The following is a 24,319-nucleotide window of genomic DNA, read 5'->3' on the forward strand; positions in this document are numbered from 1 at the left end:
GGGGCGCGATCCGTGCACAGTGAAGGTTTCCGTGCAGGCGCGGGTCCGGTGCACGGGGATGGTTCTTAGGGAGGCACGTGTCGTGGGCGAGATTCGATTCATCCGGCTGGGTTTCGGTCCGGAGTCCGTCGAGTACCAGGAGGCCTGGGACGAGCAGCGACGGGTGCACGCCGCCCGCTTCGCGGACGAGGTCCCGGACACCTGCCTGCTCCTGGAGCACCCGCCGGTGTACACGGCGGGCCGCAGGACCGAGGACAGCGAGCGGCCGCTGGACGGCACCCCGGTCGTGGACGTGGACCGCGGCGGCAAGATCACCTGGCACGGTCCGGGCCAGCTCGTGGGCTACCCGATCCAGAAGCTGCCGCGTCCGGTGGACGTCGTAGCACACGTACGCCGCCTGGAAGACGCACTTATCCGAACGTGTGCCGAGTTCGGTCTCGAAACCACGCGCGTCGAGGGACGCAGCGGCGTATGGGTCCTCGGCGATCCGGTGGAGTCGCGCCCGGCCCTCGGCGGGCTCAGCCTCGACTTCGATCCGCGCCTCACGGACGAGGAGTTCGACCCCCGGCTGAACGGCCCGGAGTACGCGCCCTCCAACGCCGGCCAGCGCCGCGAGGACCGCAAGGTCGCCGCGATCGGCATCCGCGTCGCCAAGGGCGTGACCATGCACGGCTTCGCGCTGAACGTGAACCCGGACAACACCTGGTTCGACCGGATCGTGCCGTGCGGCATCCGCGACGCGGGTGTGACGTCCATCGCGCACGAGGTGGGCCGCGACCTCACGATCGCGGACGTGCTGCCGGTGGCCGAGAGGCATCTGCGGGACGTACTGGAGAACGCGGATCTCAGGCCGCGGGTGGTGGAGAAGCCCGCCACGGAGGCGACCGAGCCCGCCGCCGAGGTGCCGGGGCCCGCCCACGAGGCGACCGGGGCCCCCGAGACCGCGCTCGCCTAGCCGTCCGGGCCCGGAGCCGACCCCTGAGCGCCCGAGCGGGAATGCACCCCTCGGGCCGGAGGTTGGCCAGAAGTAAGTCCAATGACATCGCGGGCGTACCCTGGGGTGCGCCGACGAATCGAAGTTACGCCAGCTATCAGGGAGCCGATGTGTCCGCAGTCGCACCCGACGGACGCAAGATGCTGCGCCTGGAGGTCCGGAACGCCCAGACCCCCATCGAGCGCAAGCCCGAGTGGATCAAGACCCGGGCGAAAATGGGCCCCGAGTACACGAAGATGCAGCAGCTCGTGAAGAGCGAGGGCCTGCACACGGTGTGCCAGGAGGCGGGCTGTCCGAACATCTACGAGTGCTGGGAAGACCGCGAGGCCACGTTCCTCATCGGCGGCGACCAGTGCACGCGGCGCTGTGACTTCTGCCAGATCGACACCGGCAAGCCGCAGGCCCTCGACCGCGACGAGCCCCGCCGCGTCGGCGAGTCCGTCGTCACGATGGACCTGAACTACGCCACCATCACCGGCGTCGCCCGCGACGACCTGGAGGACGGCGGCGCCTGGCTGTACGCGGAGACCGTGCGCCAGATCCACGCGATGACCGCCGAGCGCGAGGGCGGCCACACCAAGGTCGAGCTGCTCATCCCCGACTTCAACGCGGAGCCGGACCAGCTGGCCGAGGTCTTCTCCTCCCGCCCCGAGGTGCTCGCGCACAACGTGGAGACGGTGCCGCGCATCTTCAAGCGCATCCGCCCGGGCTTCCGCTTCGAGCGCTCCTTGAAGGTCATCACCGAGGCCCGCGAGGCCGGTCTGGTGACGAAGTCGAACCTGATCCTCGGCATGGGCGAGGAGCGCGCGGAGGTCAGCGAGGCGCTGCGCCAGCTCCACGACGCGGGCTGCGAGCTGATCACGATCACGCAGTACCTGCGCCCGTCGGTGCGCCACCACCCCGTGGAGCGCTGGGTCAAGCCGCACGAGTTCGTGGAGCTCAAGGACGAGGCCGAGCAGATCGGCTTCTCCGGCGTCATGTCCGGCCCGCTGGTCCGCTCCTCGTACCGCGCCGGGCGGCTGTACCAGATGGCGATCGAGCGGCGCGGCGCGTACGTGGCCTCGCAAGCGGTGTGACGCGGGCACATGCCAGGCGCGCACCCACTGTGTGAATCGGCGCACAAGTGACTACCAGCCAGTAGTGACCGTAATGACGCGGCCCCTACGATCCCCGCAGGTGAACGGGATCGCATGGGCCGCGTCAGCGTTTTGGGGCCCCGCGTCAAGGTTTCATCGGTGTTTGACCGGTCGGTCACGCCCTGGTAACACCAATCAGTGACCCTGGAATTACCACACGTACAGCCTTACCCAGAGCACATGGATCGTTTCCGTACGCAGGGCTCTCCCCGGATCCCGGAGGGCTTCCCCCAGAGCCAGGCACCCCCTCACAGCGCTCCCCCGTCAACTGTCGCTCCCCCGGAGGGCATCACCATGCAGGCCGCGCCCGTTCGCGCCACCGCCATCCCGTCCGTCACCGACGCGCTGCGCGCCGTCGAATCGCTGCTCATGAGCGGCGGCCAGCGCACCGCGCGCCGCAACGCCTGGACGTCCGTCCTCGAGGACCGGCGCCGCGCGAAGGACCGGGTCGAGGCACAGCGCGTACTGGAAGAGGCAGGAGCAACCCGCACGTCGTAGTCGCCTCCAGGGCCACGTAGACTTCGAGGCATGGCGAGGAAGGAAACCACCGCGGCGGCTTCGGCCGCGGAACCCGGGCGACTCAAGCAGATCGCCCTGACCTACAAGATGACCCGGCGGGCCGACTCCAAGATCGGTCTCATCATCGCGGCTGTGGGAATCGTCACCTTCGGTGTCTTCCTCGCGATCGGCCTCTGGATCGACCACCCCATCTACCTGGGCATTCTCGGCTTCATCCTCGCCTTCCTGGCGATGGCGATCGTCTTCGGACGCCGGGCCGAGCGCGCCGCCTTCGGGCAGATGGAGGGCCAGCCCGGTGCGGCGGCCGCGGTGCTCGACAAGATCGGCCGCGGCTGGACGACGACCCCCGCGATCGCGATGAACCGCAGCCAGGACGTGGTGCACCGCACCGTCGGCAAGGCCGGCATCGTCCTGGTCGCCGAGGGCAACCCGAACCGGCTGAAGCCGCTGCTGGCCGCCGAGAAGAAGAAGATGGCCCGCATCGTCGCGGACGTCCCCGTCCACGACGTGATCGTCGGCAACGGCGAGGGCCAGGTCGAGCTCAAGAAGCTCCGCACCACGCTCCTGAAGCTCCCCCGCGTCCTCCAGGGCCCGCAGGTCACGGCGACCAACGACCGGCTGAAGGCGATGGGGGATCTGATGAGCAACATGCCATTGCCGAAGGGGCCCATGCCCAAGGGCGCGAGGGTCCCACGGGGCGGCCCCAAGATGCGGTGACACCGCCGCCGTTCCCTTCGCTGTTCGCAGCCGTTCCTTGAGCGCGGAGAACAGCGCCCGACCAGAGTCTTACGACGATGGGGCGTCCGGAACCGATTCGGTTCCGGACGCCCCATCGTCGTATCACGACGTGTACGGACGTATACCGCGGCGGCGACCGCCGGTGCCGCGGGCGGCTAGATCCTCACCTGCACCGCGCGGGCGAGCCGGTCGTGGAGGCCACGGCCGTCGCGGTCCCAGATGAGGGCCGGGATGCCGATGCACAGCAGGGCGCTGCGGACGAGGACGCGGACGGGGCCGAGGCGGCCGCCCTCCTCGCTGACGACGCGCAGGCCGAGCAGGCGCTTGCCGGGCGTGCTGCCGACCGTGCCGACGGTCAGCAGGCTCATCACGAAGAGGAGCCCGAGCGCCCAGTTGCCCATCGCCTGCGGGTTGCCGCGCGCGAGCAGGCCGTACGCGATGACCATGCACAGCGCCCAGTCGATGGCGATGGCGCCGATGCGGCGGCCGGGCCGGGCGATGGAGCCGGGGCCCTCCTCGGGCAGGCCGAGCTGCTCGCCGCGGTATCCGAAGTCGACGCCCGCGTCCTCGGCCGCCGCGCGGGGGCCGGAGAGCCACGATCCGATTGCTTGCCTGTTGTCCACCCGTCCACGGTACTGTGCCCGTTTTCGTACGCGGAGAGGTGGGTCTCGTCGTGCCCCGAGAAAGGCGTACGCCGGGGTCCCGCACCCGGGCCGGTTAACTTCGGCGAAACAAATGGGTCACGCTTGAGAAATCCCCCGTCCCTATGGTCGGGTCCCAGCGTGTGCCACCGCACTGGCCGCACCACCGAGCTGCAACCCCGCTCCTTCCCGGGCGGGAACAGGAGGAGCTGGATGTTCCAGAACGCCGACGAAGCCAAGAAGTTCCTCGCGGACGAGGACGTGAAGTTCGTAGACGTCCGGTTCTGCGACCTGCCGGGTGTCATGCAGCACTTCACGGTCCCGGCCGAGGCGTTCGACCCGGACGAGCAGCTGATGTTCGACGGCTCCTCCATCCGCGGCTTCCAGGCCATCCACGAGTCCGACATGGCGCTCGTGGCCGACCTGACGACGGCCCGTGTGGACCCCTTCCGCCGCGACAAGACCCTCAACGTCAACTTCTTCATCCACGACCCGGTGACCGGCGAGCAGTACAGCCGCGACCCGCGCAACGTGGCGAAGAAGGCCGAGGCGTACCTGGCCTCGACCGGCATCGCCGACACCGCGTACTTCGGCCCCGAGGCCGAGTTCTACGTCTTCGACTCGGTGCGCTTCGAGACGACGGCGAACCGCTCCATGTACGAGATCGACTCCGAGGCCGGCGCCTGGAACACGGGTGCCCTCGAGAACAACCGCGGCTACAAGGTCCGCTACAAGGGCGGCTACTTCCCGGCCCCGCCGGTCGACCACTTCGCCGACCTGCGCGCCGAGATCTCCCTGGAGCTCGCCAACTCCGGCCTGAAGGTCGAGCGCCAGCACCACGAGGTGGGCACGGCGGGCCAGGCCGAGATCAACTACAAGTTCAACACGCTGCTCGCCGCGGCCGACGACCTGATGCTCTTCAAGTACATCGTGAAGAACGTCGCCTGGCGCAACGGCAAGACCGCGACCTTCATGCCGAAGCCGATCTTCGGCGACAACGGCTCGGGCATGCACGTCCACCAGTCCCTGTGGACCGGTGGCGAGCCCCTCTTCTACGACGAGCAGGGCTACGCGGGCCTCTCGGACACCGCCCGCTACTACATCGGCGGCATCCTCAAGCACGCCCCGTCGCTGCTCGCCTTCACGAACCCGACGGTGAACTCCTACCACCGCCTGGTCCCCGGCTTCGAGGCCCCGGTCAACCTGGTCTACTCGCAGCGCAACCGCTCCGCCGCGATGCGCATCCCGATCACGGGCTCCAACCCGAAGGCCAAGCGCGTCGAGTTCCGCGCCCCGGACCCGTCCTCGAACCCCTACCTCGCCTTCTCGGCCCTCCTCCTCGCGGGCCTCGACGGCGTCAAGAACAAGATCGAGCCGGCCGAGCCGATCGACAAGGACCTCTACGAGCTCGCCCCCGAGGAGCACGCGGGCGTCCCCCAGGTCCCGACCTCCCTCCCGGCGGTCCTCGACGCCCTCGAGGCGGACAACGAGTACCTCCAGGCGGGCGGCGTCTTCACGTCCGACCTCATCGAGACGTGGATCGACTACAAGCGCACGAACGAGATCGCCCCGATCCAGCTGCGGCCGCACCCGCACGAGTTCGAGCTGTACTTCGACATCTGAGCCGCGCAGGCGCTTCGCGTGCTGTGAGCTTTCGGAGGCCGTCACCGGCATGGTGGCGGCCTCCGGTCGTGTCCGCCCGTTCACGCTCGGCCGGTAGGGTCGCGCCGCCTGGAGGTAACCGGTGCGGGGAAGAGGTGTCGTGGACGGCGCGAGCGGGGTGTCCGAGGGCGGACGGACGCGGGTGGGGCTCGGGGCGATCGTCCGGGAGTGGGGGCGCATCGGCTGTGTCGGGTTCGGAGGGCCGCCCACCCATGTCGCCCTGCTCAGGGAACTGTGCGTGAAGCGGCGGGGGTGGATCTCGGCGGCCGAGTTCGAGGACGGGGTCGCGGCTACCAATCTGTTGCCGGGGCCTGCCTCCACCCAGTTGGCCATCCTGTGCGCCTGGCGGCTGCGTGGCCTGGCCGGAGCGCTGGTCGGTGGACTGGCCTTCATCGTGCCGGGGCTTGTCCTGATCCTCGCCCTGGCCGCCCTGTTCCTCGCCGGTAGTCCGCCGCTGTGGGTGCGCGGTGCTGCCGCCGGGGCGGGCGCGGCCGTTGCCGCTGTCGCCGTCCAGGCCTCGACCGCGCTGATTCCGGCGAGTTGGCGGCGGGCCGGTGAGCGGCGGGCGGCCCGGGCCCGCTGGTTCTGCTACTTCCTCGCGGGCGGCGCGGCGGCCGCGGTCGTGGGCCCGTGGATGGTGCTGGTCCTTGTCGCGGCCGGTCTGCTGGAGGTCGGCGTGCGCACCCGCGGCGCTTCGGGGCGGCGGGCCGCGTGGCCGCTGCCGCTCGCGGTCGCCGCCCCCGCCGTGGGCGGGACGGCCGCGCTGGCGTGGGTGGCGTTCAAGGTCGGGGCGCTGTCCTACGGCGGCGGCTTCGTCATCATTCCGCTGATGCAGGCCGACGCCGTCCACACCTACCAGTGGATGACGGACGGCCAGTTCCTCAACGCCGTCGCGCTCGGGCAGGTCACCCCCGGCCCCGTCGTGCAGACCGTCGCCGTCGTCGGCTACGCGGCGGCCGGGATCCCGGGCGGGCTGCTGGCCGCCGCCGTGGCCTTCGCCCCCTCCTTCCTCTTCGTCGTCCTCGGCGGTCCCCGGTTCGACCGGATCCGGGCCCACGCCGGTGTGCAGGCGTTCTTCACCGGCGCGGGGCCCGCGGTCATCGGCGCAATCATGGGCTCGGCGATCCCCCTCGCGCTGGCCCTCCAGCACCTGTGGCAGTACGGGGTGCTGGTCGGCGCCGCCGTCTGGCTGCTGGTGGCCCGCCGCGGCGTGGTCGGCGCGCTGCTCGCGGCCGGGGCTCTGGGCGCGGTGGTGGCTCTGGGCGGGTGGTCGGTCGGTTGAGGCCGGGGGGGCGGGCGACGGTCCGCTGAAGCCAGGGCGGCCGGTCCGCTGAAGCCAGGGCGGCCGGTCCGCTGAGGCCGGGTGACCGGTCCGTCGCTCGCCGACCCGTGCGGAGTGGTCACCGGCTCGGGGCCGCCCCTCACCTGTGAGGATGGACCCTCCGGCCGACCGAAACGGATGAGGGCGACCAAGAAGGACGTACGCACGGATGTCGCAGGACGCGCGGGGCCTGGTGGACCGGATGGACGACCACCAAGTGGCCATCTACCTGGGCGCGATGGCCGCGGGCGCCGCACTCGGGCTGGCCGCGCCGGACGCCGGGCCCGGCCTGGAGCACGCCATCAACCCGGTCCTCGCGGCCCTGCTGTTCGTGACCTTCCTCCAGGTACCGGCCCGTGAACTGCTGCGCTCCCTCAAGGACGCCCGGTTCCTGTCCGCCGCCCTGGTGGTGAACTTCGCCGTCGTACCGCTCGTGGTCGCAGCGATGTTCGCCTTCCTGCCCGCCGACCAGGCCGTACGCGTCGGCGTGCTGCTCGTCCTGCTGTGCCCGTGCGTCGACTACGTGATCGTCTTCTCCGGGCTCGCGGGCGGCGCGAGCCGCCGTCTGCTGGCCGCGACGCCGCTCCTGCTGATCGGCCAGATGCTCCTGCTGCCGCTCTTCCTGTACGTGTTCATGGGCCCGGAGCTGGGTGACATCGTCGAGGCGGGCCCGTTCCTGGAAGCGTTCCTCGTCCTGATCGTCGTACCGCTCGCCCTGGCCTGGGCCCTGCAGGCGTGGGCCGGGCGCGGGCCGACCGGGCAGAAGGTGTCCGACGCCGCGACCACCACGATGGTCCCGCTCATGGCCGCGACCCTCCTGACCGTCGTCGCCTCCCAGGTCCCCAAGCTCGGCGGGAACCTCACCGACGTGGCCGCCGTGGTCCCCTTCTACGCCCTGTTCCTGCTCGCGATGGCCTTCGCGGGCAAGGCCGTCGCCCGCCTCTTCCACCTCGACACCCCCGGCTCGCGCGCGCTCGTCTTCACCGGCGCCACCCGCAACTCCCTGGTCGTACTGCCCCTGGCCCTGGCCCTGCCCGACCCCTACGCCATCGCCGCCGTCATCGTGGTCACGCAGACCCTCGTCGAGGTCATCGGCATGGTCGTCTACGTCAGGGCTGTCCCCCGGCTGCTGCCCGAGGGGGCGCGGGCCGAGCGGACCCCGACGACGAGGTGACCGGCGCCCGCGTCCCGTCCCCGAAGGCGGCTACTCAGGCGCGATCTCCGCGAGCAGGCCCCGGACCAGGGCCTCGATCTCGTCGCGGATCGGGCGTACGGCGGCGACGCCCCGTCCGGCCGGATCGTCCAGCTTCCAGTCCAGGTAGCGCTTGCCGGGGAAGACGGGGCAGGCATCGCCGCAGCCCATGGTGACGCAGACGTCCGACTCCCGTACCGCGTCGACCGTGAGGAGCCTCGGCGCCCGGTCGGAGATGTCGATGCCGACCTCCGCCATGGCCGCGACGGCGGCGGGGTTCACGGCGGCGCCGGGGGCGGACCCGGCCGACCGGACCTCGACGCGGTCCCCGGCGAGGTGGGCCAGCCAGGCGGCGGCCATCTGGGAGCGGCCCGCGTTGTGGACGCAGACGAAGAGTACGGACGGCTTGCGGCTGTCAGAGGTGTCTGGGGTGTCTGAGGCGTCTGAGGTGTCAGGCATGGGCTTCCTCGGTCACTTGCGGAGCTGGGCGGGGGCGGGCTGTCCGGGGCGGGTGAGGATCCCGGCGAGCTTGTCGGTCGTCTCGGGGCGCAGCCAGTAGTAGACCCAGGTGCCGCGCCGTTCGCAGTCGATGAGTCCGGACTGCCGCAGGAGCTTGAGGTGGTGGGAGATCGTCGGCTGGGAGAGGTCGAAGGCCGGGGTCAGGTCGCAGACGCAGATCTCGCCGTCCGCGCCCGAGGCGATCATCGAAAGGAGGCGTAGCCGGACCGGGTCGCCCAGCGCCTTGAACACCTTGGCCAGTTCGACGGCCTGATCCTCGGCCAGGGGTGCGGTCAGCAGCTCCGGGCAGCAGCCGTCCGCGGCCGTCTGCCCCAGCACCACGAGCTCTTGTTTCGACATTTCTCTATGTTGACAAGCTTCGATCCAAGGCGCAACCTTGCATCGACAGACTTCGAATCAATGGCTCCCGATCGGGAGGCTCGATCGAGAGCTCCGGTCACGAAGTCCGTTTCGTTCCCTTGAGGAGGCCCGTCATGAGTGATCAGTCAGCTGACCTGCGCGAGACCGTCCGTCGGCGGTACGCGGCCGCCGCTCTCCAGGTCGCCGAGGGCGGCACCGGGTGTTGCGGTCCCGAGGCCGTCGAGGTCGACGAAGGCTTCGGCGGAGACCTGTACGCGGCCGACGAGCGCGCCGCCCTGCCCGCCGAGGCCGTCGCCGCCTCCCTCGGCTGCGGCAACCCGACGGCCGTGGCCGACCTCCACGAAGGCGAGCGCGTCCTCGACCTCGGCTCCGGCGGCGGGATCGACGTGCTGCTGTCCGCCCGCAGGGTCGGGCCGACCGGCAAGGCGTACGGCCTGGACATGACCGAGGAGATGCTCGCCCTCGCGCTGGCCAACCAGAAGAAGGCCGGCGCCACCAACGTGGAGTTCCTGAAGGGCACCATCGAGGCCGTCCCGCTGCCCGCGAACACCGTCGACGTCGTGATCTCCAACTGCGTGATCAACCTGTCCACCGACAAGCCCGCCGTCTTCGCGGAGATGTTCCGCGTGCTGGCCCCCGGCGGTCGTATCGGCGTCTCGGACGTCGTCGCCGACGACACCCTCACCCCCGCCCAGCGGGCCGAACGCGGCGACCACGTCGGCTGCATCGCGGGGGCGCTGTCCTTCGCCGAGTACCGGCGGGGGCTGGAGGCGGCGGGTTTCACCGACGTCGAGATCACCGTGACCCACACCGTCGCCGACAGCATGCGTTCCGCGATCGTCCGCGCCACCAAGCCCGCCGGTTAGCCAGTCCGCCGGTTAGCCAGTCCGCCGGCCAGCAAGCCCACCGGTTAAAGTGCGGGCATGTACGGGGGAGCAAGAGCACGGACATTGCCGTGCACATGGTGCAACACACCGGTGCCGCAGCCGCGCCGCAGATGGCGCAGGCGGCTCTACTGCAGCAAGGCGCACCGCCGCAAGAACCGCGTCGTGGAGGCCGTCGGCAATTTCCTGGACAGCCTCTAGCCGTCGGCTACGAGTCAGCCATGAGGCGGCCATGAGTCGACTATGACCCGTCCTCGTCGCAGCCGACGATGTCGTCCTCGCACTCGAACACGTCGTCCTCGGCGATGGTGTTCAGGCGCCAGACGATCTCGGCGAGGTCCTCCGACCGCCGTGCGTCGGGGGCGACGCGGGCCGTGAACGGGGCGACGCCTGCCGGGATGTTGAACTGGTCCGCCTGTCGTTCGCCACAGGGCACGACCCACTCCTGCTCGTCGCCACCGCGGCCGAGCGTGAGCGTGATCTCGTCGGTGTTCGGGGCCACGCAGGTGATGTCGAGGCGGTAGGGCCGCTCGCCCGGCGTGGGGAACGTCTTCCTGAGCCCGTCAGAGAAGGACGTGACGTCGCTGTCGACCAGTTCGGCAGGCGTGTCGTCGTAGCCGAGAGCCCTGTCGGCCCGCCGCAACGCGTCCTCCGCGTCGCCCTTTCCCCACTCGACGAGCTGTCCCTCATCGGCGGGCGGCGAGCTGGACGCGGGCGGCTCGGCGGACCGTTCGGACGGGCCATCGGACCGGTCGGCCTGGCCGCCGCAGGCCACGGTCAGGAGGACGGCTGCCGCGCCGAGGGCGGCGGCGCGCGCTGTCGTACGTATGCGAGGGATCATCAACTGGCTCTCCGGCAGGGCCTGATGCGACTCGGATACGTCGCGCAGGCACAGACTCTACTTTATTGGTGCAGACCATCAGAGGTCGCCCAGGGTGGGGCGGGCCGGTGCCGGGGAAACGGCGGCGGCCCGGGCGTGCGCTGACGCGCTCGCCCGGGCCGCTGGTGGCGCTGCCCGCCGGCAGCGTCACCTTCTCACCGAAGTGCGGTCGTCAGCAGGTGCGGCCGACGTAATGCGCCCCCTGGATCTTGTCCGCCGAACCCAGCCACGTCTTGCCGGGGCCGACACAGCGCTCGTAGTCGGGCGCCAGGGCGACCCGGACCTGGATGACGACGCGGGAGCCGTCCGACGTGCAGTGGTTGTAGAAGGCGTCGGCGGACGTCTCGTAGAAGCCGCAGGGGTCGGCGGCCGCGGGGGTCGCGGTGACGGTCACCGCGCCCAGGGACGTGAGGGCGAGAGCGGTGGCGGCGAAGGCACTGGTCACCAGGCGGCGGACGGGCACGGGGAACTCCTTGGTCAGGCAGGGACGGTACGGCCCGGAACGGTGAGCGGTCCGGGGCGGCTTTCGGCCCGAGGATCGCAGCCCCGTGTCACCCCAGTTGATCGAATGGCGCCCCGTTCACCTGGAAGAACGTTCACCCCTCCGCCGATCGGATGGATCTCCTCCGTTTTCAAGCGGGGATCCGGTCGCCTGGGGTGGGCCGCCGACCCGCGCCGCGAGCCTCTTCGGTGCCTGAACGCGGTAGCTCTCGGTGAGGAGTTCCGCCACCTCGGCCCAGTCGGTGGTCCCGTCCAGGCGCATGCCCACGACGTTCCTGCCCCAGGAGGGACGGAAGAACGGGGCGCCCGCGTTGGTCAGCGCCTCGAACTCCTCGCCGTGCGAGCGGAACGTGAGAATCGTGGTGAGGCCCTCGGTCGCGATGGCGCGCGCCGACGGGGAGTCCGAGCGGGTCAGGTCGGTCAGGTAGACGTGCGCGAAGGTCGCGGCGCGGATGCGCCAGCGGGTGCCGATCCAGGCCGGTTCCTCGTGCGCGTCGGGGAGGTTCAGGCACACGGCGCGCAGGTGGGTGAGGACGTCGAGGGGGACCTCGTCGTCGTCCGGGATCCTCTGGCGTGTCATGGGTGCCTCCCCCTGGCCGCGGGTTTTCCGGTGAGTTTATGGACCCGGTCGCCGCGGTGGCGTTCTCAGGAAGCGGACCGACACATGGTCCAGCGGGTCCGCCGGTGGCGTCACCCGCGCCCGCACCCCGTACACCTCCGCGATCAGCCCCTCGGTGACGACCTCCGCGGGCGTGCCGTGCGCGTACGCCCTGCCCTCCTTCAGGACCAGGATCTCGTCGCAGAACATGGCGGCCAGATTGAGGTCGTGCAGGGCGATCACCGTCGTCACGGGGAGCGAGGCGATCAGGTTCAGGAGGTCCAACTGGTGCTGGATGTCCAGGTGGTTGGTGGGTTCGTCGAGGAGGAGCTCGCGGGGGGCCTGGGCCAGGGCGCGCGCGATGTGGGCGCGTTGGCGTTCGCCGCCGGAGAGGGTGTGCCAGGACTGGTCGGCCCGGTCGCTGAGGGAAGTGCGGTCCAGGGCGTCCCGGACGGCCCGCTCGTCGGCGGGCGTGCTGCCCGACCAGGGCCTGCGGTGCGGGATGCGGCCGAGGGCCACCACCTCCCGCACGGTCAGCTCCACCTGCGTGGCGGCGTGCTGGTCGACCACCGCGAGCCTGCGCGCCGTCGCCCTGCGGCCGAGCCGGGGCAGCGGCGTGCCGTCCAGCGTGACCACGCCCGCCGCGGGCGCGAGGACGCCCGCGAGGAGGCGCAGGAGCGTGGACTTGCCGGAGCCGTTCGGGCCGATGAGGCCGAGCGTGGTGCCCGGCCGGGGGGCGAGGGTGATGCCGTCGACGATGAGGCGGCCCCCGGCCTCGTGGGCGACGCGGGCCGCCGCGAGCCCGGGGGATGCGGGCTTCTCGTACGTCGTCGGCTTCTCGTACGTCATCGGCTCCTCCGCCGCCGTCGGCTCCTCCGCCGCCGTCGGCTCCTCCGCCGTCGTCGGTCCCTCCGCCGCCGTCCGCTCCTCCACCGTCATCGGCTCTTCCGCGTCCGGTACAGCACCGCCACGAACGCCGGTACGCCGATCAGCGACGTGACCACCCCCACCGGGACCTCCTGCGGGTCGAGGACCGTGCGGGCGAGGGTGTCCACCCAGATCAGGAACACCGCGCCCGCGAGCGCCGTGACCGGGAGCAGCCGCGGATGGCCCGCCCCCACCACCGCCCGCGCCGCGTGCGGCAGCGCCAGGCCCACGAACCCGATCGCCCCGGCGCTGCTGACCAGGGCCGCCGTCAGGAGCGCCGTGGTGCAGAGCAGCAGCACGCGCACCCGGCCCACGTGCACGCCGAGAGTGGCCGCCGCGTCCTGGCCGAAGGCGAACGCGTCCAGCGCCCGGGCGTGCAGCAGGCACACGGTGAGCGCGACGACGAGCACCGCGCCGCACGTCCAGACGTCCGTCCAGGCCGCGCCGCTCAGCGAGCCGAGCAGCCAGAACAGCACACCGCGGGTGGTCTCGGCGTCGGCCGCGGTGAGGACGACGAAGGAGGTGAGCGCGGAGAAGAGCTGCATCGCGGCCACGCCGGACAGGACCACCCGGTCCGTGGTGTCGCCGAGGGTGTGGCTGAGCAGCAGGACCAGGGCGAACGACAGGACGGCGCCGATGAACGCGCCCGCCGACACCGTGAGCGCTCCCCCGCCGACGCCGAGGACCACGACGGCGACGGCGCCCGTGGACGCGCCGGAGGAGACGCCGAGCACGAACGGGTCGGCGAGCGGGTTGCGCAGCAGCGACTGGAGCACCGCCCCGCACACGGCGAGGCCCGCGCCGCACACCGCCGCGAGGACCGTGCGCGGCATCCGCAGGTTCCACACGATGCCGTCGCGGATCGGCGTCAGCTCCGCCTCGCCCCAGCCGAGGTGGGCCGCCACGGCCGACCACACGTCGGGCACGGAGATGTCGGCGGGGCCGATGGTGATGGCCACGGCGATGGAGAGGAACAGGACCGCGAGTCCGGCCAGGGAGAGGAGTGCGCCGCGCAGCGCGGCACGCAGGCGCCCGGCCGGGGATGCCTGTCGTACGTCACCGGGCGCGGTCTCGTACGACGACGCGTCACCGGGCGCGGCCTCGGAGGACGCGTCACCGGCCACGGCGCCACGCGAACCGCTGTCCGCGGCGCCCCTCACTTCGTGAGGCCGAACTCGCGCAGCGCCGCCGCGACTTGTTCGATGCCGTCGACGGTGCGGATGCTCGGGTTCAGGGCCTGACCGCTGAGCAGGACGTAGCGCTTCTTCTTCACCGCCGTGAGGTTCTTCGTGGCCGGGTTGGACTCCAGGAACTTGATCTTCTGGCGGGCGCTCTCGGCGGACTGGGACCTGCGGGTGAGGTCGCCGATGACGAGGACGTCGGGGTCGCGGTCGGCGATGGTCTCCCAGTTGATCTGGGGCCACTCCTCGCGGGTGTCGGCGAAGGCGTTCTTCACGCCGAGTTCGCGGGTGATGACGCCGGGGGCGCCGCAGCAGCCCGCGATGTAGGGGGACTCGGAGTTGGCGAACCAGTACATGAGGGTGGTGTCGGAGGCGTCGATGGACTTCTTTGCGCGCGCGGCCCGGGACTTGAGGTCCGCGATCAGCTTCTCGCCGCGCTTCTCCACGTCGAAGACCCGCGCGAGGTCGCGGATCTCGCCGTACACGGTGTTCATGGTGAGGGTCTTGGTGCGGGTGCCGTCGTCGTCACCGGCGTTGTCCTTGCCCGCGCAGTCGGTCGGCGAGACATAGACGGGTACGCCGAGTTCGGTGAACTTGGCGCGGTCGGCGACGCCGCCCTTGCCGACGGTGTAGAGGAACGACGCGCTGACGAAGTCCGGCTCCTTGTCGAGCACCTTCTCCAGCGCCGGGTAGCGGTCGGCGAGCCGCGGGACCTTGGCGTTCTCCTTCTCCAGGCCCTTCAGGACGGGGTCCGTCCAGGTGCCGGTGCCCACCATGCGGTCGGCCAGGCCGAGGGAGAGGAGGATCTCGGTGGAGCCCTGGTCGAGGGAGACGGCCCGCTTCGGCGGGGCCTGCACCTTCGTCCGCTCGCCGCACGCGGTGAGGGTGACGGGGTAGCCCGCCCGCGCCTTCTCCGACGTCTTCGCGGGCGAGCCGCCGCACGCGGTCAGCAGGACGAGGCCCGCGCTCAGCAAGGCGGCGAGGGGTGTACGGCGAACGCGTCGCGTGGTCGAAGGCACACGTCTTCCCGAGTCTCAGGGCTCATGCGCGGAGCCTGGTCTGCGAACTCCGCCGCCCGTGCGGACGGCGGTGCCAGCAGGTCTTCGGACTCGGGTTCGTCCGGGCGGGGCCGCCTTCCCGGGGTCCGTGGACTCCCAGTGGCCGCTGGCCCCGCCCGTCCCCCTCACCGCTGCGCGTCAGTTCCGGACTTCCACCGGATTCCCCGACCCAGGTGCGGGTACGACTGGCGTCCGCAAGCTATCACTCCGGCGCGGCATCACTCCTGGTCGGGGCGGGCTCACCGCGGTAGGTGCCGAAGGACCACTTGTTGCCCTCGGGGTCGGCGACCGCGAACTCGCGGCTGCCGTACGGCTGGTCCTCGATCTCGCGGATCACCTTCACACCGGCGGTGGTGAGGCGGAGGTAGAGGTCGTCGACGTGGTCGGTGACGACGTACGCGCCGAACGTGCCCGGCCGCAGGCACCATTCGGCGGCCTTCGGGTCGTAGCTGCCGAGCATGACGCCGCCGCCCTCGGGCCAGTCGAGCTGGGCGTGGGCGACGCGGTCGCCGTCCTCGTGGACGGCGGTGCGCAGGAAGCCGACGGTGCCGACGAGGAAGTCGATGAGGGCGGGGGCGTCGTCGGCCTGGAAGGTGGCCCAGACGTCGGGCGCGCGCCGGTTCGCAGGGGCCTGATCGGCCTGACCGGTCTGCGCGCTTTGCGTGCTCTGCGGGGTTTCGTTGCTGTTCATGCGTCCCAGTCTTCGCCGCCCGCGTGCCCTCCGGCTTGGATATTCCGGCACTCCTCGGCCATCCAGGCGCTGGGGCTCACGCCCGTGTACTGCCGGAAGTCCCGTACGAGGTGGGAGTGGTCGTAGTACCCGCAGTCGGCGGCGATCCGGGCGAGGTCGGGGCGCGCGTCCGCGGCGACCGCGCGGACGACGGCCGCCTTCGCGTGCTGGAAGCGGATGAGGCGGGCGGCCTGTTTGGGGGTGACGCCGGTCTCGGCGCGGAACAGCGCGGACAGCCGGCGTTCGCTGAGGGCGACGTGCGCGGACAGGCCGCGCAGGGTGCCCGCGCCGCGGTGCCGGGCGAGCCAGGCCCAGGCCTCGCCGACCTCGGGCCGCACCGCCCCGGCGCGCTCGGCGTCGGCCGCGCGGCGCGCCAAGTAGGCGTTGAGGAAGGCGAACCGGTCGCCCCAGGCTTCCTGCTCGCAGAGGCGTTCGCGTACGTCGGCGGCCAGGCGGCCGAGCACGTCGGTGCCGTCGGTGACGAGCTGCCCGGCCAGCTCGGCGGCGGGCAGGCCGAGGAGCGCGCGGGCCGCGAGCGGGTGCACGGCGAGCTGGATCCCGGCCTCGTGCTCGGGCTGGACGACGTACGCGGGCCTCTGGTGCAAGCCGCCGACGACGATGTCCGTGCGGACGGCGTCGGGGCCGGTCGCCTCGCCGGGGGTGCGGCCGGTGGTGACGGGGCCGTCGAGGGAGAAGATCAGCGTGAGGTACGGGGACGGCAGGCCGCGGTGCAGGGCGGGGCGCCGGCCGCTGCTGCGGTAGCCCACGGCGGACACGACCAGGCCGCCGGGCGGGGGCGCGGCGCGGACGAACTCGCGGGAGGCGGCGGCGCCGTCCCGGGCGGTGATGTCCGTAGCCGTGAGGCCCATGACCCCATTGTGCGCGGGCGCGGACGGGCCTGTCGTCCGGTGCGGCTACCCGCCTCCGTCCGTCCCATGCCCGGCACGCACGGTGACCTCGATCATGGGAATCGGGCCCCTGGTCCTCGTAGCATGGCGCGCCGCTCCGGACGGGTCGGCGCAGCGCTCTCAGGGAACGGGAACCATGGCTATTCGGGCAAAGGGCAGGCTGGCGGTCGTCGGGGCGTCGGGGGCGCTGGCGGCGGCGGTGTTCGCGGGCGGCGCACTGTGGCCGTCCGCGGCCGACGCGAAGGCGGCGGACGGCAAGGGACCGAGCGCGTCGGCCCGTGCCGCGGCGGCCGACCTCAAGCACTGGCCGAAGCCGGTGGCGGCGAAGCTCGGCAAGGTCATCGCGAAGAACGAGGGGAAGGGCGCGTACGCGGTCTTCGACGCGGACAACACGACGTACCGCCACGACCTGGAGGAGTCGCTCCTTCCGTTCCTGGAGATGAAGGGCGTCCTGAGCCGCGCGTCGATGGCACCGTCCCTGAAGGTCATCCCGTTCAAGGACACGGCCACGCACAAGGAGAGCCTGTACAGCTACTACAACCGGCTCTGCGAGGTCGACGACCAGGTCTGCTACCCGTGGGCGGCGCAGATCTTCTCCGGCTTCACGCTGAAGAAGCTGAAGGGGTACGTGGACGACCTCCTGGCGTACGACAAGCCGATCCCGGCGACGTACTACGAGAACGGCAAGGTCACCAAAACCACGGTCGAGCGGCCCGAGTTCTCCCCCGGCATGCAGGAGCTGTACAAGTCGCTGCGCGCGCACGGCATCGAGGTGTACGTGGTGAGCGCGGCCAGCGAGGACCTGGTGCGGATGGTGCTCGCCGACCCGAAGTACGGGTACGGCGTGAAGCCGCAGAACGTCATCGGCGTCGGCCTGCAGCTCAAGGATCCGAGGACGGGCCGGGTGACCAGCGCCCGCAAGGAGATCGCCGAGGGCCGGTTCGGCCCGAAGGACCGGGCGAAGCTCGCGACGTACGAGCTGACGCCGAACCTGTGGGCGCCGCTGACCTGGTACCAGGGCAAGCCCGCCGCCATCTCCACGTACATCGACGAGTGGAAGAAGCCGGTCCTCGTCGCCGGGGACACCCCCGTGAGCGACGGCCCGATGCTGTTCCACTCGGCGGACGTGCGGCACGGGGGCGTGCGAGTGTGGGTCAACCGCAAGGACAGCTACATGAAGCAGCTGGACGGGATGAAGCGGAAGAACGCGGCGCGGCAGCGGGAGTTGGGGCAGCCGGTGACGGCGGACAAGCGGTGGCTGACGGTGACGCCGGAGCAGATCGGCTAGCGGGGCGGAGCGGTCGGGCCGAGGTCGGCCCGTGCGAAGGGACGGCCCACCCGAGGGCGGCCCCGCGAGGAGCCCCGGGGTCGGCCGGCCCCGGGGCTTCCCCGTGCTACCCGGCCCGCAGCCGGTCGAAGGCCGCGCCCACCGCCGTCCGGTCGGCGCCGTCGGCGAGCAGCGCGTGCAGGAGCAGTCGGGCCTTGGGCGCGTCGAGCTGGCCCGCGGAGATCAGGCCGCGGGAAAGGAGGTCGGACTCCGAACCCGGCCCGCGGTAGGTCTCGCTGAGCAGCGGGCCCGCGCCGGTGCGCGAGGCGAGGACGACGGGCATGCGGGCCGCCGCGGCGGCCAGCGGCTCGACCAGCCACTTCGGCACGTGGCCCGCGCCGAACGCGGCGACGACCAGGCCGTCGAAGCGGTCGTCCACGGCGTCGAGCAACTCGCCCCCGTCGCCCAGGGAGAGCGTGAGCAGGGCGACGCGGGCGGGGTCGCGCAGCCGCAACGGCCGCTCCACCGTGGGCTGCACCGGGCGCAGCAGGATGTGCGGGACGCCCTCCACGACGCGGCCGAGCGGGCCCGCGCCCGGTGAGGCGAAGGTGGCCACGGACGTGGTGTGCGTCTTGCGCACATGGCGGGCGGCGTGGATCTCGTCGGCGAGGACCGTGAGCACGCCGAGGCCGCGGCAGCCCGGGTCGGCGGCGGTCGCGAGCGCCGCGGCGAGGTTCGCGGGGCCGTCCGCGCCGGGCAGGTCGGGGCGGCGCATCGCGCCCGTGACGACGACGGGCTCGCGGGGCGCGCAGACCACGTCGAGCAGGAAGGCCGTCTCCTCCAGGGTGTCGGTGCCCTGCACGACGACCGCGCCGTGCCCCGCCGCGGTGGCCTCGTCCACCCTCCCTGCCAGCTCGGCCAGGTCCGCCAACGCCAGTGAGGATCCGGGGAGTCGGCGGACGTCGTGCAGCTCGATGTCCACTCCGGCCGGGACCGGGGCGGCGGCCAGGGTCTGGGCACCGGTGAGACGGGCGTGGTCCCCGCCCTGCGCGGAGATGGTGCCGCCGAGGGTGAACACGCTGACGGTCTTGGGCACGGGGGCTCGCTTCCTGGGGCAGGAGGTGGGCGATAGGTGGGACGGGGTGGGGCGGGTGGGCCCCCTGGGGCCTCTCCCCGCTTCCGCCCCGTCCCGAAACGAGCGGACCGCGCCGGTGCGGCGCGGCCCCGGTCCGCGTCAGCGGCTGTAGCGCATCAGGGCCCGCACCATGTGGCAGGTGGTGTCCGACGGCGGGTGGATGCCGACCGTCTCGGCCATGGTGCGTATCCGTACGTTGCTCGCCTGGTTCGGCACCAGGACGCCCGCGTCGAGCAGGGCGATGGCCAGGCGCATGGCCTTGAGGCGGCGGTTGTGCGTGATGTACCAGTCGCGGGGGCGGCCGGGGGGCAGGGGGCGCTTCTCCATCGGGACGTACGGCACGTCGCAGAGCGTGGGGTGGTCCGGGCGCGGGGCGCGCGACCTGCGCGCGGGACGCGGGGCGGCAGTAGTGCGGGTGCGGGTGACACCGGGCTTCGACGGCAGTGCGGCAGCGGGCACAGGCATCCTCCTGTCGCGTTCAGGAGCCCTCGCGGCCCCTTCGAACATTGCTACCAGTTTACTGCCCACCACTGACAATCAGCAGTCCGCGCAGACCGTCAAAACCGCAGGTGGACAGGGAACTTGCCACTCCGTCACACCAGTTCCGCGAGGTACGCGTGGGACTCCCAGAATTCGAACACCGGCTGGGCTTCCGGGCCCGCGGCGCTAGCGTGTGCGCCATGGAGATCTGGATCAACCCCGCCTGTTCGAAGTGCCGCAGCGCGCTGTCCCTGCTCGACGAGGAGGGCGCCACGTACACCGTCCGCCGCTACCTGGAGGACGTGCCGAGCCCCGACGAGATCCGCGCCGTCCTCGACCGCCTCGGCCTGGAGCCCTGGGACATCACCCGCACCCAGGAGGCCGCCGCGAAGGAGCTCGACCTGAAGGACCGCGCGCGCTGGCCGCGCGACGCGTCCGGGCGCGACGCCTGGATCGAGGCGCTCGCCGCCCATCCGAAGCTGATCCAGCGGCCCATCATCACGGCGGACGACGGTACGGCGGTGGTGGGGCGGTCGGAGGAGGCCGTGCGGGACGCCCTCTCGCGGTAGCCGATCGACCGGCAACCGATCGGCCGCGGCAGGCAAAACGTTACATACGGGCCCATAGGGTTGAGCGCTCCATCTGCGGAAGGCAGGCCACCGGAGGAAGGAGCGCACCGTGCGGAGCTGGCTGTCCGGGGGCGTGTACGGCACCGTCCTCGCGAGCGCGCTGCTCGCCGCCCTGCAGTCCGAGGGCACCCCCTACACGCCGTACTACGACGCCGCCTGGGTCATGGTCACCGCGGGCACGGCCGCGCTCGCGCACGGCTACGCCCATCACATGGCCACGCATCGGCCCGGCAGGGGGCTGCACCGGTGGCGGCAGCTCGGCTGGGCCCTTGCCGACGAGTGGCCCGTCGTGATCGCCTGCTGGCCGACCGTGGCGCTGCTCGTGACCGCCGGGGTGATGGGGTGGCCCGAGGCGGACGTCACGCGTGCGGGGCTGATGTTGAACGCGGCGCTGCTCTTCGGGTGGGGGACGTTCGCCGCGTTGCGGGTGGGGTACCGGCGGGGGGCCGCTGTGCTGATCGGGGGTGCGGACGCGGCGATCGGAGTGGTGATCGCTGTGGCCAATGCGGTGATCAAGTAGGGGGCCCTGCGGGGCTTTCCCCAACCCCGCCCCTTCCCGAACTGGGGGCTCTGCCCCCCCAGACCCCCGCTCCTCAAACGCCGGAGGGGCTGTATATCTCGCCGGTGCGGCAAGGTTTTAGCCCGTCCGGCGATTGAGGACGAGGCGCGGAGCGCCGATCAGCGGGGGTCCAGGGGGCGGCAGCCCCCGGGTTCGGGAAGGGGCGGGGTCGGGGAGCCCCCGGCAAGGTGACCCCCGTCACTCCCGCCCCAGGTAACACGGGGTTCACAAACGGGCAACGGACGGGAAATCGCGGGTTGGCAGTCTGCGCGACATCACCGCGGCCCGCAGCACCCGCACGTCTGCGCCGCACCAAGCGTCAAAGGATGAAGCCCGTGACCTTCAAGGCTGAGTACATCTGGATAGACGGCACCGAGCCGACGGCCAAGCTTCGCTCGAAGACGAAGATCCTGGCCGACTCCCAGCGCGCCGCCACGGTCGCGGACCTGCCGATCTGGGGCTTCGACGGCTCGTCCACCAACCAGGCCGAAGGCCACGCCTCGGACCGCGTGCTCAAGCCCGTCGCCAGCTACCCGGACCCGATCCGCGGCGGCGACGACATCCTCGTCCTGTGCGAGGTCCTGGACATCGACATGACGCCGCACGCGTCGAACACGCGCGCCGCGCTGGCCGAGGTCGCCGACCGGTACGCCGCACAGGAGTCGATCTTCGGCATCGAGCAGGAGTACACGTTCTTCAAGGGCGCCCGCCCGCTCGGCTTCCCGGAGGGCGGCTTCCCGGCGGCCCAGGGCGGCTACTACTGCGGCGTCGGCGCCGACGAGATCTTCGGCCGTGACGTCGTCGAGGCGCACCTGGACAACTGCCTGAAGGCGGGCCTCGGCATCTCCGGCATCAACGCCGAAGTGATGCCCGGCCAGTGGGAGTTCCAGGTCGGCCCGCTGTCCCCGCTGGAGGTCTCCGACCAGCTGTGGGTGGCCCGCTGGCTGCTGTACCGCACCGCCGAGGACTTCGGCGTCTCCGCGACCCTCGACCCCAAGCCGGTCAAGGGCGACTGGAACGGCGCGGGCGCGCACACGAACTTCTCCACGAAGGCGATGCGCGAGGGTTACGAGGCGATCATCACCGCGTGCGAGTCGCTCGGCGAGGGCTCCAAGCCGATGGACCACGTCAAGAACTACGGCGCGGGCATCGACGACCGCCTCACCGGCCTGCACGAGACGGCCCCGTGGAACGAGTACAGCTACGGCGTCTCCGACCGCGGCGCGTCCGTCCGCATCCCGTGGCAGGTCGAGAAGGACGGCAAGGGCTACATCGAGGACCGCCGCCCGAACGCCAACGTCGACCCGTACGTCGTGACGCGGCTGCTCGTCGACACCTGCTGCTCGGCGCTGGAGAAGGCCGGCCAGGTCTGACCGATCCGACCCGTTCCCTACGGTCTGCCGGATTTCGTTCGGGGCGCCCACCCGCGTGGTGGGCGCCCCGAGCGCGTCCCCCAACTTCCGCCTCGGAGCGGGCCGTTTCGGGCCACGCGCACGCCAAGGGGTCGTATCAACGTGCGAGAGGGATCCGCCGAACCCGTCCTCATCTGCTTCAATGGGGCCATGGGCAGCTTCCAGAACACCGCGACGGGTCACTGTGACCTCGAGCCTTTCTGGCCTTCCCGGCAGCATCACGACTTCGACCGGGTGTGTTGCCGCGCGCTGACCGCGCGGGCCCTCTGAAGCCGTTCTCCCGGCCTCCGGCCTGACGCGCACGACGTACGTCCTCGACGACTCCTCCGCGCGAAAGAGCTGACCTCATGGCGAACTCCCGTTCCTTCTCCGCCGCCCCCGCCGCCTCCACGGCTCCGGCGGCTCCCCGCCCCACCACCCCCTCCGCACGCGGGCGTCTGCGTGCCGTCGCCCCCGACGAAGTCGCCCAGGTGTCCGGCCTCGCCGACATCTCGGGCTTCCTGCCGCCGGGCGCGACGCTGCTGCCCGCGCCCCAGCACACGCTGCCCGCCAGGCCCGGGCAGCCGCCGATGATCGGCTATCTGGTCCTCCTGCCCGCCGGTCAGGAGCACGTCCCCGCCGGTCCCGTCGCCGCCGAGCCCGAGCCGTCGCTCGACGCGGGCGGCCGCGGGCCCGTGCGCATCGACACCGCGCGCCGCTCCGCGCACGTCGAGGGACAGCCGCTCGACCTCACGTACCTGGAGTTCGAGCTGCTCGCGCATCTCGTCGCCCATCCGCACCGGGTGCACACCCGCGACCAGTTGGTGACGACGGTGTGGGGGTACGGGCACGTGGGCGACGGGCGGACCGTCGACGTCCACATCGCCCGGCTGCGGCGCAAGCTCGGCGTCGAGCACCGGGCGACGATCCAGACGGTGCGGCGGGTCGGGTACAAGTACGCGCCGCCGACCGACGGGTGACGGCCGTCGGGCCCCACCTCGCGGCAGCCGTCCGGACCTGGCCGGATTCCTCCTGCGGCTGAACGATTCTTCCGCTGGCGGAATCCGGTTCCCCCGGGGCCGCCCCTGCCGTCAGAGTCGCGCTCATGAGACTTCTGATGCTGGGTGGTACGGAGTTCGTGGGACGGGCTGTCACCGAGGACGCGCTCGCGCGCGGCTGGGACGTGACGGTGTTCCACCGGGGGCGGCACGCGGCGCCGGACGGGGCGCGGGCCGTCCACGGGGACCGGACCACGGCCGCGGGGCTCGCGGCGCTCGCCGCCGACGGCGGCCCGTGGGACGCCGTCGTCGACACCTGGTCCGGGGCGCCGCGGGTCGTCCGGGACGCGGCGCGGCTGCTCGCCGGGCGGGCCGGGCGCTACGCGTACGTCTCCAGCGCCTCCGTCTACCGCTACCCCGGCGAGGCCGGGTCCGACGAGTCCTACCCCCTCGTGGAAGGTGACCCCGACGCCGACGCCGTCGCCTACGCGGAGGACAAGCGCGGGGGTGAGCTGGCCGCGGAGGGGGTCTTCGGGGCGGAACGGACGCTGCACGTGCGGGCCGGGCTGATCCTCGGGCCCTACGAGAACATCGGGCGGCTGCCGTGGTGGCTGAACCGGGTCGCCCGGGGCGGGGCCGTGCTCGCGCCCGGGCCGCGGGACGCCTCCGTCCAGTACGTGGACGTACGCGATCTCGCCGCGTGGACGCTGGACGCTGTGGCCGCGGGGCTGTCCGGGCCCTACAACGTCGTCTGCCCCCAAGGGCACGTCACCATGGGGGACTTGCTCGACGCGTGCGTGGGCGTGGCGGGGGCGCCCGGGGTGGAGCTCGTCTGGACCGCCCCCGAGGCGGTGCTCGCCGCGGGCATCGAGCCCTGGCAGGAGCTTCCCGTGTGGCTGCCGCCCGGTGAGCTGTACGACACGATGCACGACACCAGCGCCGCGAAGGCCCTGCAGGCCGGGCTGCGGTGCCGGAGCGCCCTCGACACGGTCTCCGACACGTGGGGCTGGCTCCGGAGCCTTGGCGGGGTGGCGCCGCAGCGGGCCGACCGGCCGGTGGTGGGGCTGGCCCCGGCGAAGGAGGCAGCTGCGCTGGGCCGGTGAGGTGGCCT

Annotated in this window: 27 protein-coding genes and 1 riboswitch; of the genes, 14 read left to right on the forward strand and 13 right to left on the reverse strand. The window is 72.0% G+C overall.

Features of this window, described 5'->3' with window-relative positions; genetic code table 11:
* Nucleotides 1-82 precede the first annotated feature (82 nt).
* The 4 genes from lipB (at nt 83) to ACZ6BG_RS02375 (ending at nt 3,366) form a co-directional block, all read left to right on the forward strand.
* Nucleotides 83-955 carry a lipoyl(octanoyl) transferase LipB gene (lipB, locus tag ACZ6BG_RS02360; protein WP_468995770.1) on the forward strand — a complete coding sequence of 291 codons (873 nt, stop codon included), beginning with the start codon at nt 83-85 and terminating at the stop codon, nt 953-955.
* A gap of 149 nt (nt 956-1,104) precedes the next feature.
* Entirely contained in the window at nt 1,105-2,070 is a 966-nt protein-coding gene (locus ACZ6BG_RS02365; protein WP_087883784.1) for a lipoyl synthase, read from the forward strand.
* Between the two features lie 354 nt (nt 2,071-2,424).
* Complete coding sequence (locus ACZ6BG_RS02370; protein WP_468997856.1) at nt 2,425-2,628, forward strand: SCO2195 family GlnR-regulated protein; 204 nt, start codon at nt 2,425-2,427, stop codon at nt 2,626-2,628.
* A gap of 30 nt (nt 2,629-2,658) precedes the next feature.
* Nucleotides 2,659-3,366 carry a DUF4191 domain-containing protein gene (locus ACZ6BG_RS02375; protein ID WP_468995775.1) on the forward strand — a complete coding sequence of 236 codons (708 nt, stop codon included), beginning with the start codon at nt 2,659-2,661 and terminating at the stop codon, nt 3,364-3,366.
* 176 nt (nt 3,367-3,542) lie between these two features.
* Here ACZ6BG_RS02375 and ACZ6BG_RS02380 read toward each other — a convergent pair whose 3' ends face one another.
* Nucleotides 3,543-4,010, reverse strand: coding sequence for an RDD family protein (locus tag ACZ6BG_RS02380; RefSeq protein WP_468995778.1), 468 nt, complete (start codon nt 4,008-4,010; stop codon nt 3,543-3,545).
* 231 nt (nt 4,011-4,241) lie between these two features.
* Between ACZ6BG_RS02380 and glnA the strand changes: the two genes are divergently transcribed.
* From glnA to ACZ6BG_RS02395, 3 genes are all read left to right on the forward strand, one after another.
* A complete protein-coding gene (gene glnA / locus ACZ6BG_RS02385; RefSeq protein ID WP_468995781.1) occupies nt 4,242-5,651 on the forward strand; it encodes a type I glutamate--ammonia ligase in 1,410 nt (469 codons plus the stop codon).
* Nucleotides 5,652-5,790: 139 nt separating this feature from the next.
* Nucleotides 5,791-6,972 carry a chromate efflux transporter gene (gene chrA / locus ACZ6BG_RS02390; RefSeq protein ID WP_468995783.1) on the forward strand — a complete coding sequence of 394 codons (1,182 nt, stop codon included), beginning with the start codon at nt 5,791-5,793 and terminating at the stop codon, nt 6,970-6,972.
* Nucleotides 6,973-7,180: 208 nt separating this feature from the next.
* Nucleotides 7,181-8,185: an arsenic resistance protein gene (locus ACZ6BG_RS02395; protein WP_468995786.1), complete on the forward strand. Its 1,005-nt coding sequence runs from the start codon at nt 7,181-7,183 to the stop codon at nt 8,183-8,185.
* Between the two features lie 30 nt (nt 8,186-8,215).
* On the opposite strand, the gene ACZ6BG_RS02400 is transcribed toward ACZ6BG_RS02395, so the two are convergent.
* Both ACZ6BG_RS02400 and ACZ6BG_RS02405 read right to left on the reverse strand, forming a co-directional pair.
* Nucleotides 8,216-8,662, reverse strand: a complete 447-nt coding sequence (locus tag ACZ6BG_RS02400) for an arsenate-mycothiol transferase ArsC (RefSeq protein ID WP_468995789.1) — start codon at nt 8,660-8,662, stop codon at nt 8,216-8,218.
* A gap of 12 nt (nt 8,663-8,674) precedes the next feature.
* The gene (locus ACZ6BG_RS02405; RefSeq protein ID WP_468995793.1) at nt 8,675-9,061 is read right to left on the reverse strand and encodes an ArsR/SmtB family transcription factor; all 387 of its coding nucleotides are present in this window, start codon (nt 9,059-9,061) and stop codon (nt 8,675-8,677) included.
* Nucleotides 9,062-9,195: 134 nt separating this feature from the next.
* Between ACZ6BG_RS02405 and arsM the strand changes: the two genes are divergently transcribed.
* Complete coding sequence (gene arsM, locus ACZ6BG_RS02410; protein WP_468995796.1) at nt 9,196-9,948, forward strand: arsenite methyltransferase; 753 nt, start codon at nt 9,196-9,198, stop codon at nt 9,946-9,948.
* 259 nt (nt 9,949-10,207) lie between these two features.
* Here the strand turns inward: arsM and ACZ6BG_RS02415 are convergent, their stop codons facing one another.
* From ACZ6BG_RS02415 to ACZ6BG_RS02450, 8 genes are all read right to left on the reverse strand, one after another.
* Nucleotides 10,208-10,807 carry a hypothetical protein gene (locus ACZ6BG_RS02415; RefSeq protein ID WP_468995799.1) on the reverse strand — a complete coding sequence of 200 codons (600 nt, stop codon included), beginning with the start codon at nt 10,805-10,807 and terminating at the stop codon, nt 10,208-10,210.
* A 211-nt stretch (nt 10,808-11,018) separates the two neighbouring features.
* Complete coding sequence (locus ACZ6BG_RS02420; protein WP_468995802.1) at nt 11,019-11,309, reverse strand: DUF6355 family natural product biosynthesis protein; 291 nt, start codon at nt 11,307-11,309, stop codon at nt 11,019-11,021.
* 117 nt (nt 11,310-11,426) lie between these two features.
* The gene (locus tag ACZ6BG_RS02425; RefSeq protein WP_468995805.1) at nt 11,427-11,927 is read right to left on the reverse strand and encodes an MmcQ/YjbR family DNA-binding protein; all 501 of its coding nucleotides are present in this window, start codon (nt 11,925-11,927) and stop codon (nt 11,427-11,429) included.
* A gap of 36 nt (nt 11,928-11,963) precedes the next feature.
* Nucleotides 11,964-12,794, reverse strand: coding sequence for an ABC transporter ATP-binding protein (locus ACZ6BG_RS02430; RefSeq protein WP_468997858.1), 831 nt, complete (start codon nt 12,792-12,794; stop codon nt 11,964-11,966).
* A gap of 86 nt (nt 12,795-12,880) precedes the next feature.
* Nucleotides 12,881-13,900 (reverse strand): FecCD family ABC transporter permease, encoded by a 1,020-nt coding sequence (locus ACZ6BG_RS02435; protein WP_468997862.1) that lies wholly within the window; start codon nt 13,898-13,900, stop codon nt 12,881-12,883.
* Between the two features lie 128 nt (nt 13,901-14,028).
* Nucleotides 14,029-15,072 carry an ABC transporter substrate-binding protein gene (locus tag ACZ6BG_RS02440; protein ID WP_468995808.1) on the reverse strand — a complete coding sequence of 348 codons (1,044 nt, stop codon included), beginning with the start codon at nt 15,070-15,072 and terminating at the stop codon, nt 14,029-14,031.
* 58 nt (nt 15,073-15,130) lie between these two features.
* Nucleotides 15,131-15,316: riboswitch (cobalamin riboswitch) on the reverse strand.
* Nucleotides 15,314-15,802: a VOC family protein gene (locus tag ACZ6BG_RS02445; RefSeq protein ID WP_468995810.1), complete on the reverse strand. Its 489-nt coding sequence runs from the start codon at nt 15,800-15,802 to the stop codon at nt 15,314-15,316. Its footprint overlaps the riboswitch before it by 3 nt.
* Complete coding sequence (locus ACZ6BG_RS02450) at nt 15,799-16,710, reverse strand: helix-turn-helix transcriptional regulator (RefSeq protein WP_468995813.1); 912 nt, start codon at nt 16,708-16,710, stop codon at nt 15,799-15,801. The genes ACZ6BG_RS02445 and ACZ6BG_RS02450 overlap by 4 nt, the downstream gene beginning before the upstream one ends.
* A 175-nt stretch (nt 16,711-16,885) precedes the next feature.
* Between ACZ6BG_RS02450 and ACZ6BG_RS02455 the strand changes: the two genes are divergently transcribed.
* Nucleotides 16,886-18,037, forward strand: coding sequence for an HAD family hydrolase (locus ACZ6BG_RS02455; RefSeq protein ID WP_468995817.1), 1,152 nt, complete (start codon nt 16,886-16,888; stop codon nt 18,035-18,037).
* A gap of 106 nt (nt 18,038-18,143) precedes the next feature.
* Here ACZ6BG_RS02455 and ACZ6BG_RS02460 read toward each other — a convergent pair whose 3' ends face one another.
* Nucleotides 18,144-19,112, reverse strand: coding sequence for an asparaginase (locus tag ACZ6BG_RS02460; protein WP_468995819.1), 969 nt, complete (start codon nt 19,110-19,112; stop codon nt 18,144-18,146).
* A gap of 138 nt (nt 19,113-19,250) precedes the next feature.
* On the reverse strand, nt 19,251-19,610 hold the full coding sequence (locus ACZ6BG_RS02465) for a hypothetical protein (RefSeq protein WP_468449302.1): 360 nt from the start codon (nt 19,608-19,610) through the stop codon (nt 19,251-19,253).
* A 221-nt stretch (nt 19,611-19,831) separates the two neighbouring features.
* Between ACZ6BG_RS02465 and ACZ6BG_RS02470 the strand changes: the two genes are divergently transcribed.
* The 5 genes from ACZ6BG_RS02470 (at nt 19,832) to ACZ6BG_RS02490 (ending at nt 24,311) form a co-directional block, all read left to right on the forward strand.
* Complete coding sequence (locus tag ACZ6BG_RS02470) at nt 19,832-20,200, forward strand: arsenate reductase family protein (protein ID WP_468995822.1); 369 nt, start codon at nt 19,832-19,834, stop codon at nt 20,198-20,200.
* Between the two features lie 109 nt (nt 20,201-20,309).
* Complete coding sequence (locus ACZ6BG_RS02475; protein ID WP_468995826.1) at nt 20,310-20,780, forward strand: hypothetical protein; 471 nt, start codon at nt 20,310-20,312, stop codon at nt 20,778-20,780.
* Nucleotides 20,781-21,154: 374 nt separating this feature from the next.
* Nucleotides 21,155-22,192, forward strand: a complete 1,038-nt coding sequence (gene glnII / locus ACZ6BG_RS02480; protein ID WP_468995828.1) for a glutamine synthetase — start codon at nt 21,155-21,157, stop codon at nt 22,190-22,192.
* A gap of 386 nt (nt 22,193-22,578) precedes the next feature.
* A complete protein-coding gene (locus ACZ6BG_RS02485; protein ID WP_468995832.1) occupies nt 22,579-23,190 on the forward strand; it encodes a winged helix-turn-helix domain-containing protein in 612 nt (203 codons plus the stop codon).
* 125 nt (nt 23,191-23,315) lie between these two features.
* Nucleotides 23,316-24,311: an NAD-dependent epimerase/dehydratase family protein gene (locus tag ACZ6BG_RS02490; RefSeq protein WP_468995835.1), complete on the forward strand. Its 996-nt coding sequence runs from the start codon at nt 23,316-23,318 to the stop codon at nt 24,309-24,311.
* The last annotated feature ends 8 nt before the right edge of the window (nt 24,312-24,319 follow it).

The organism is Streptomyces sp. NPDC041205, assembly GCF_055591765.1.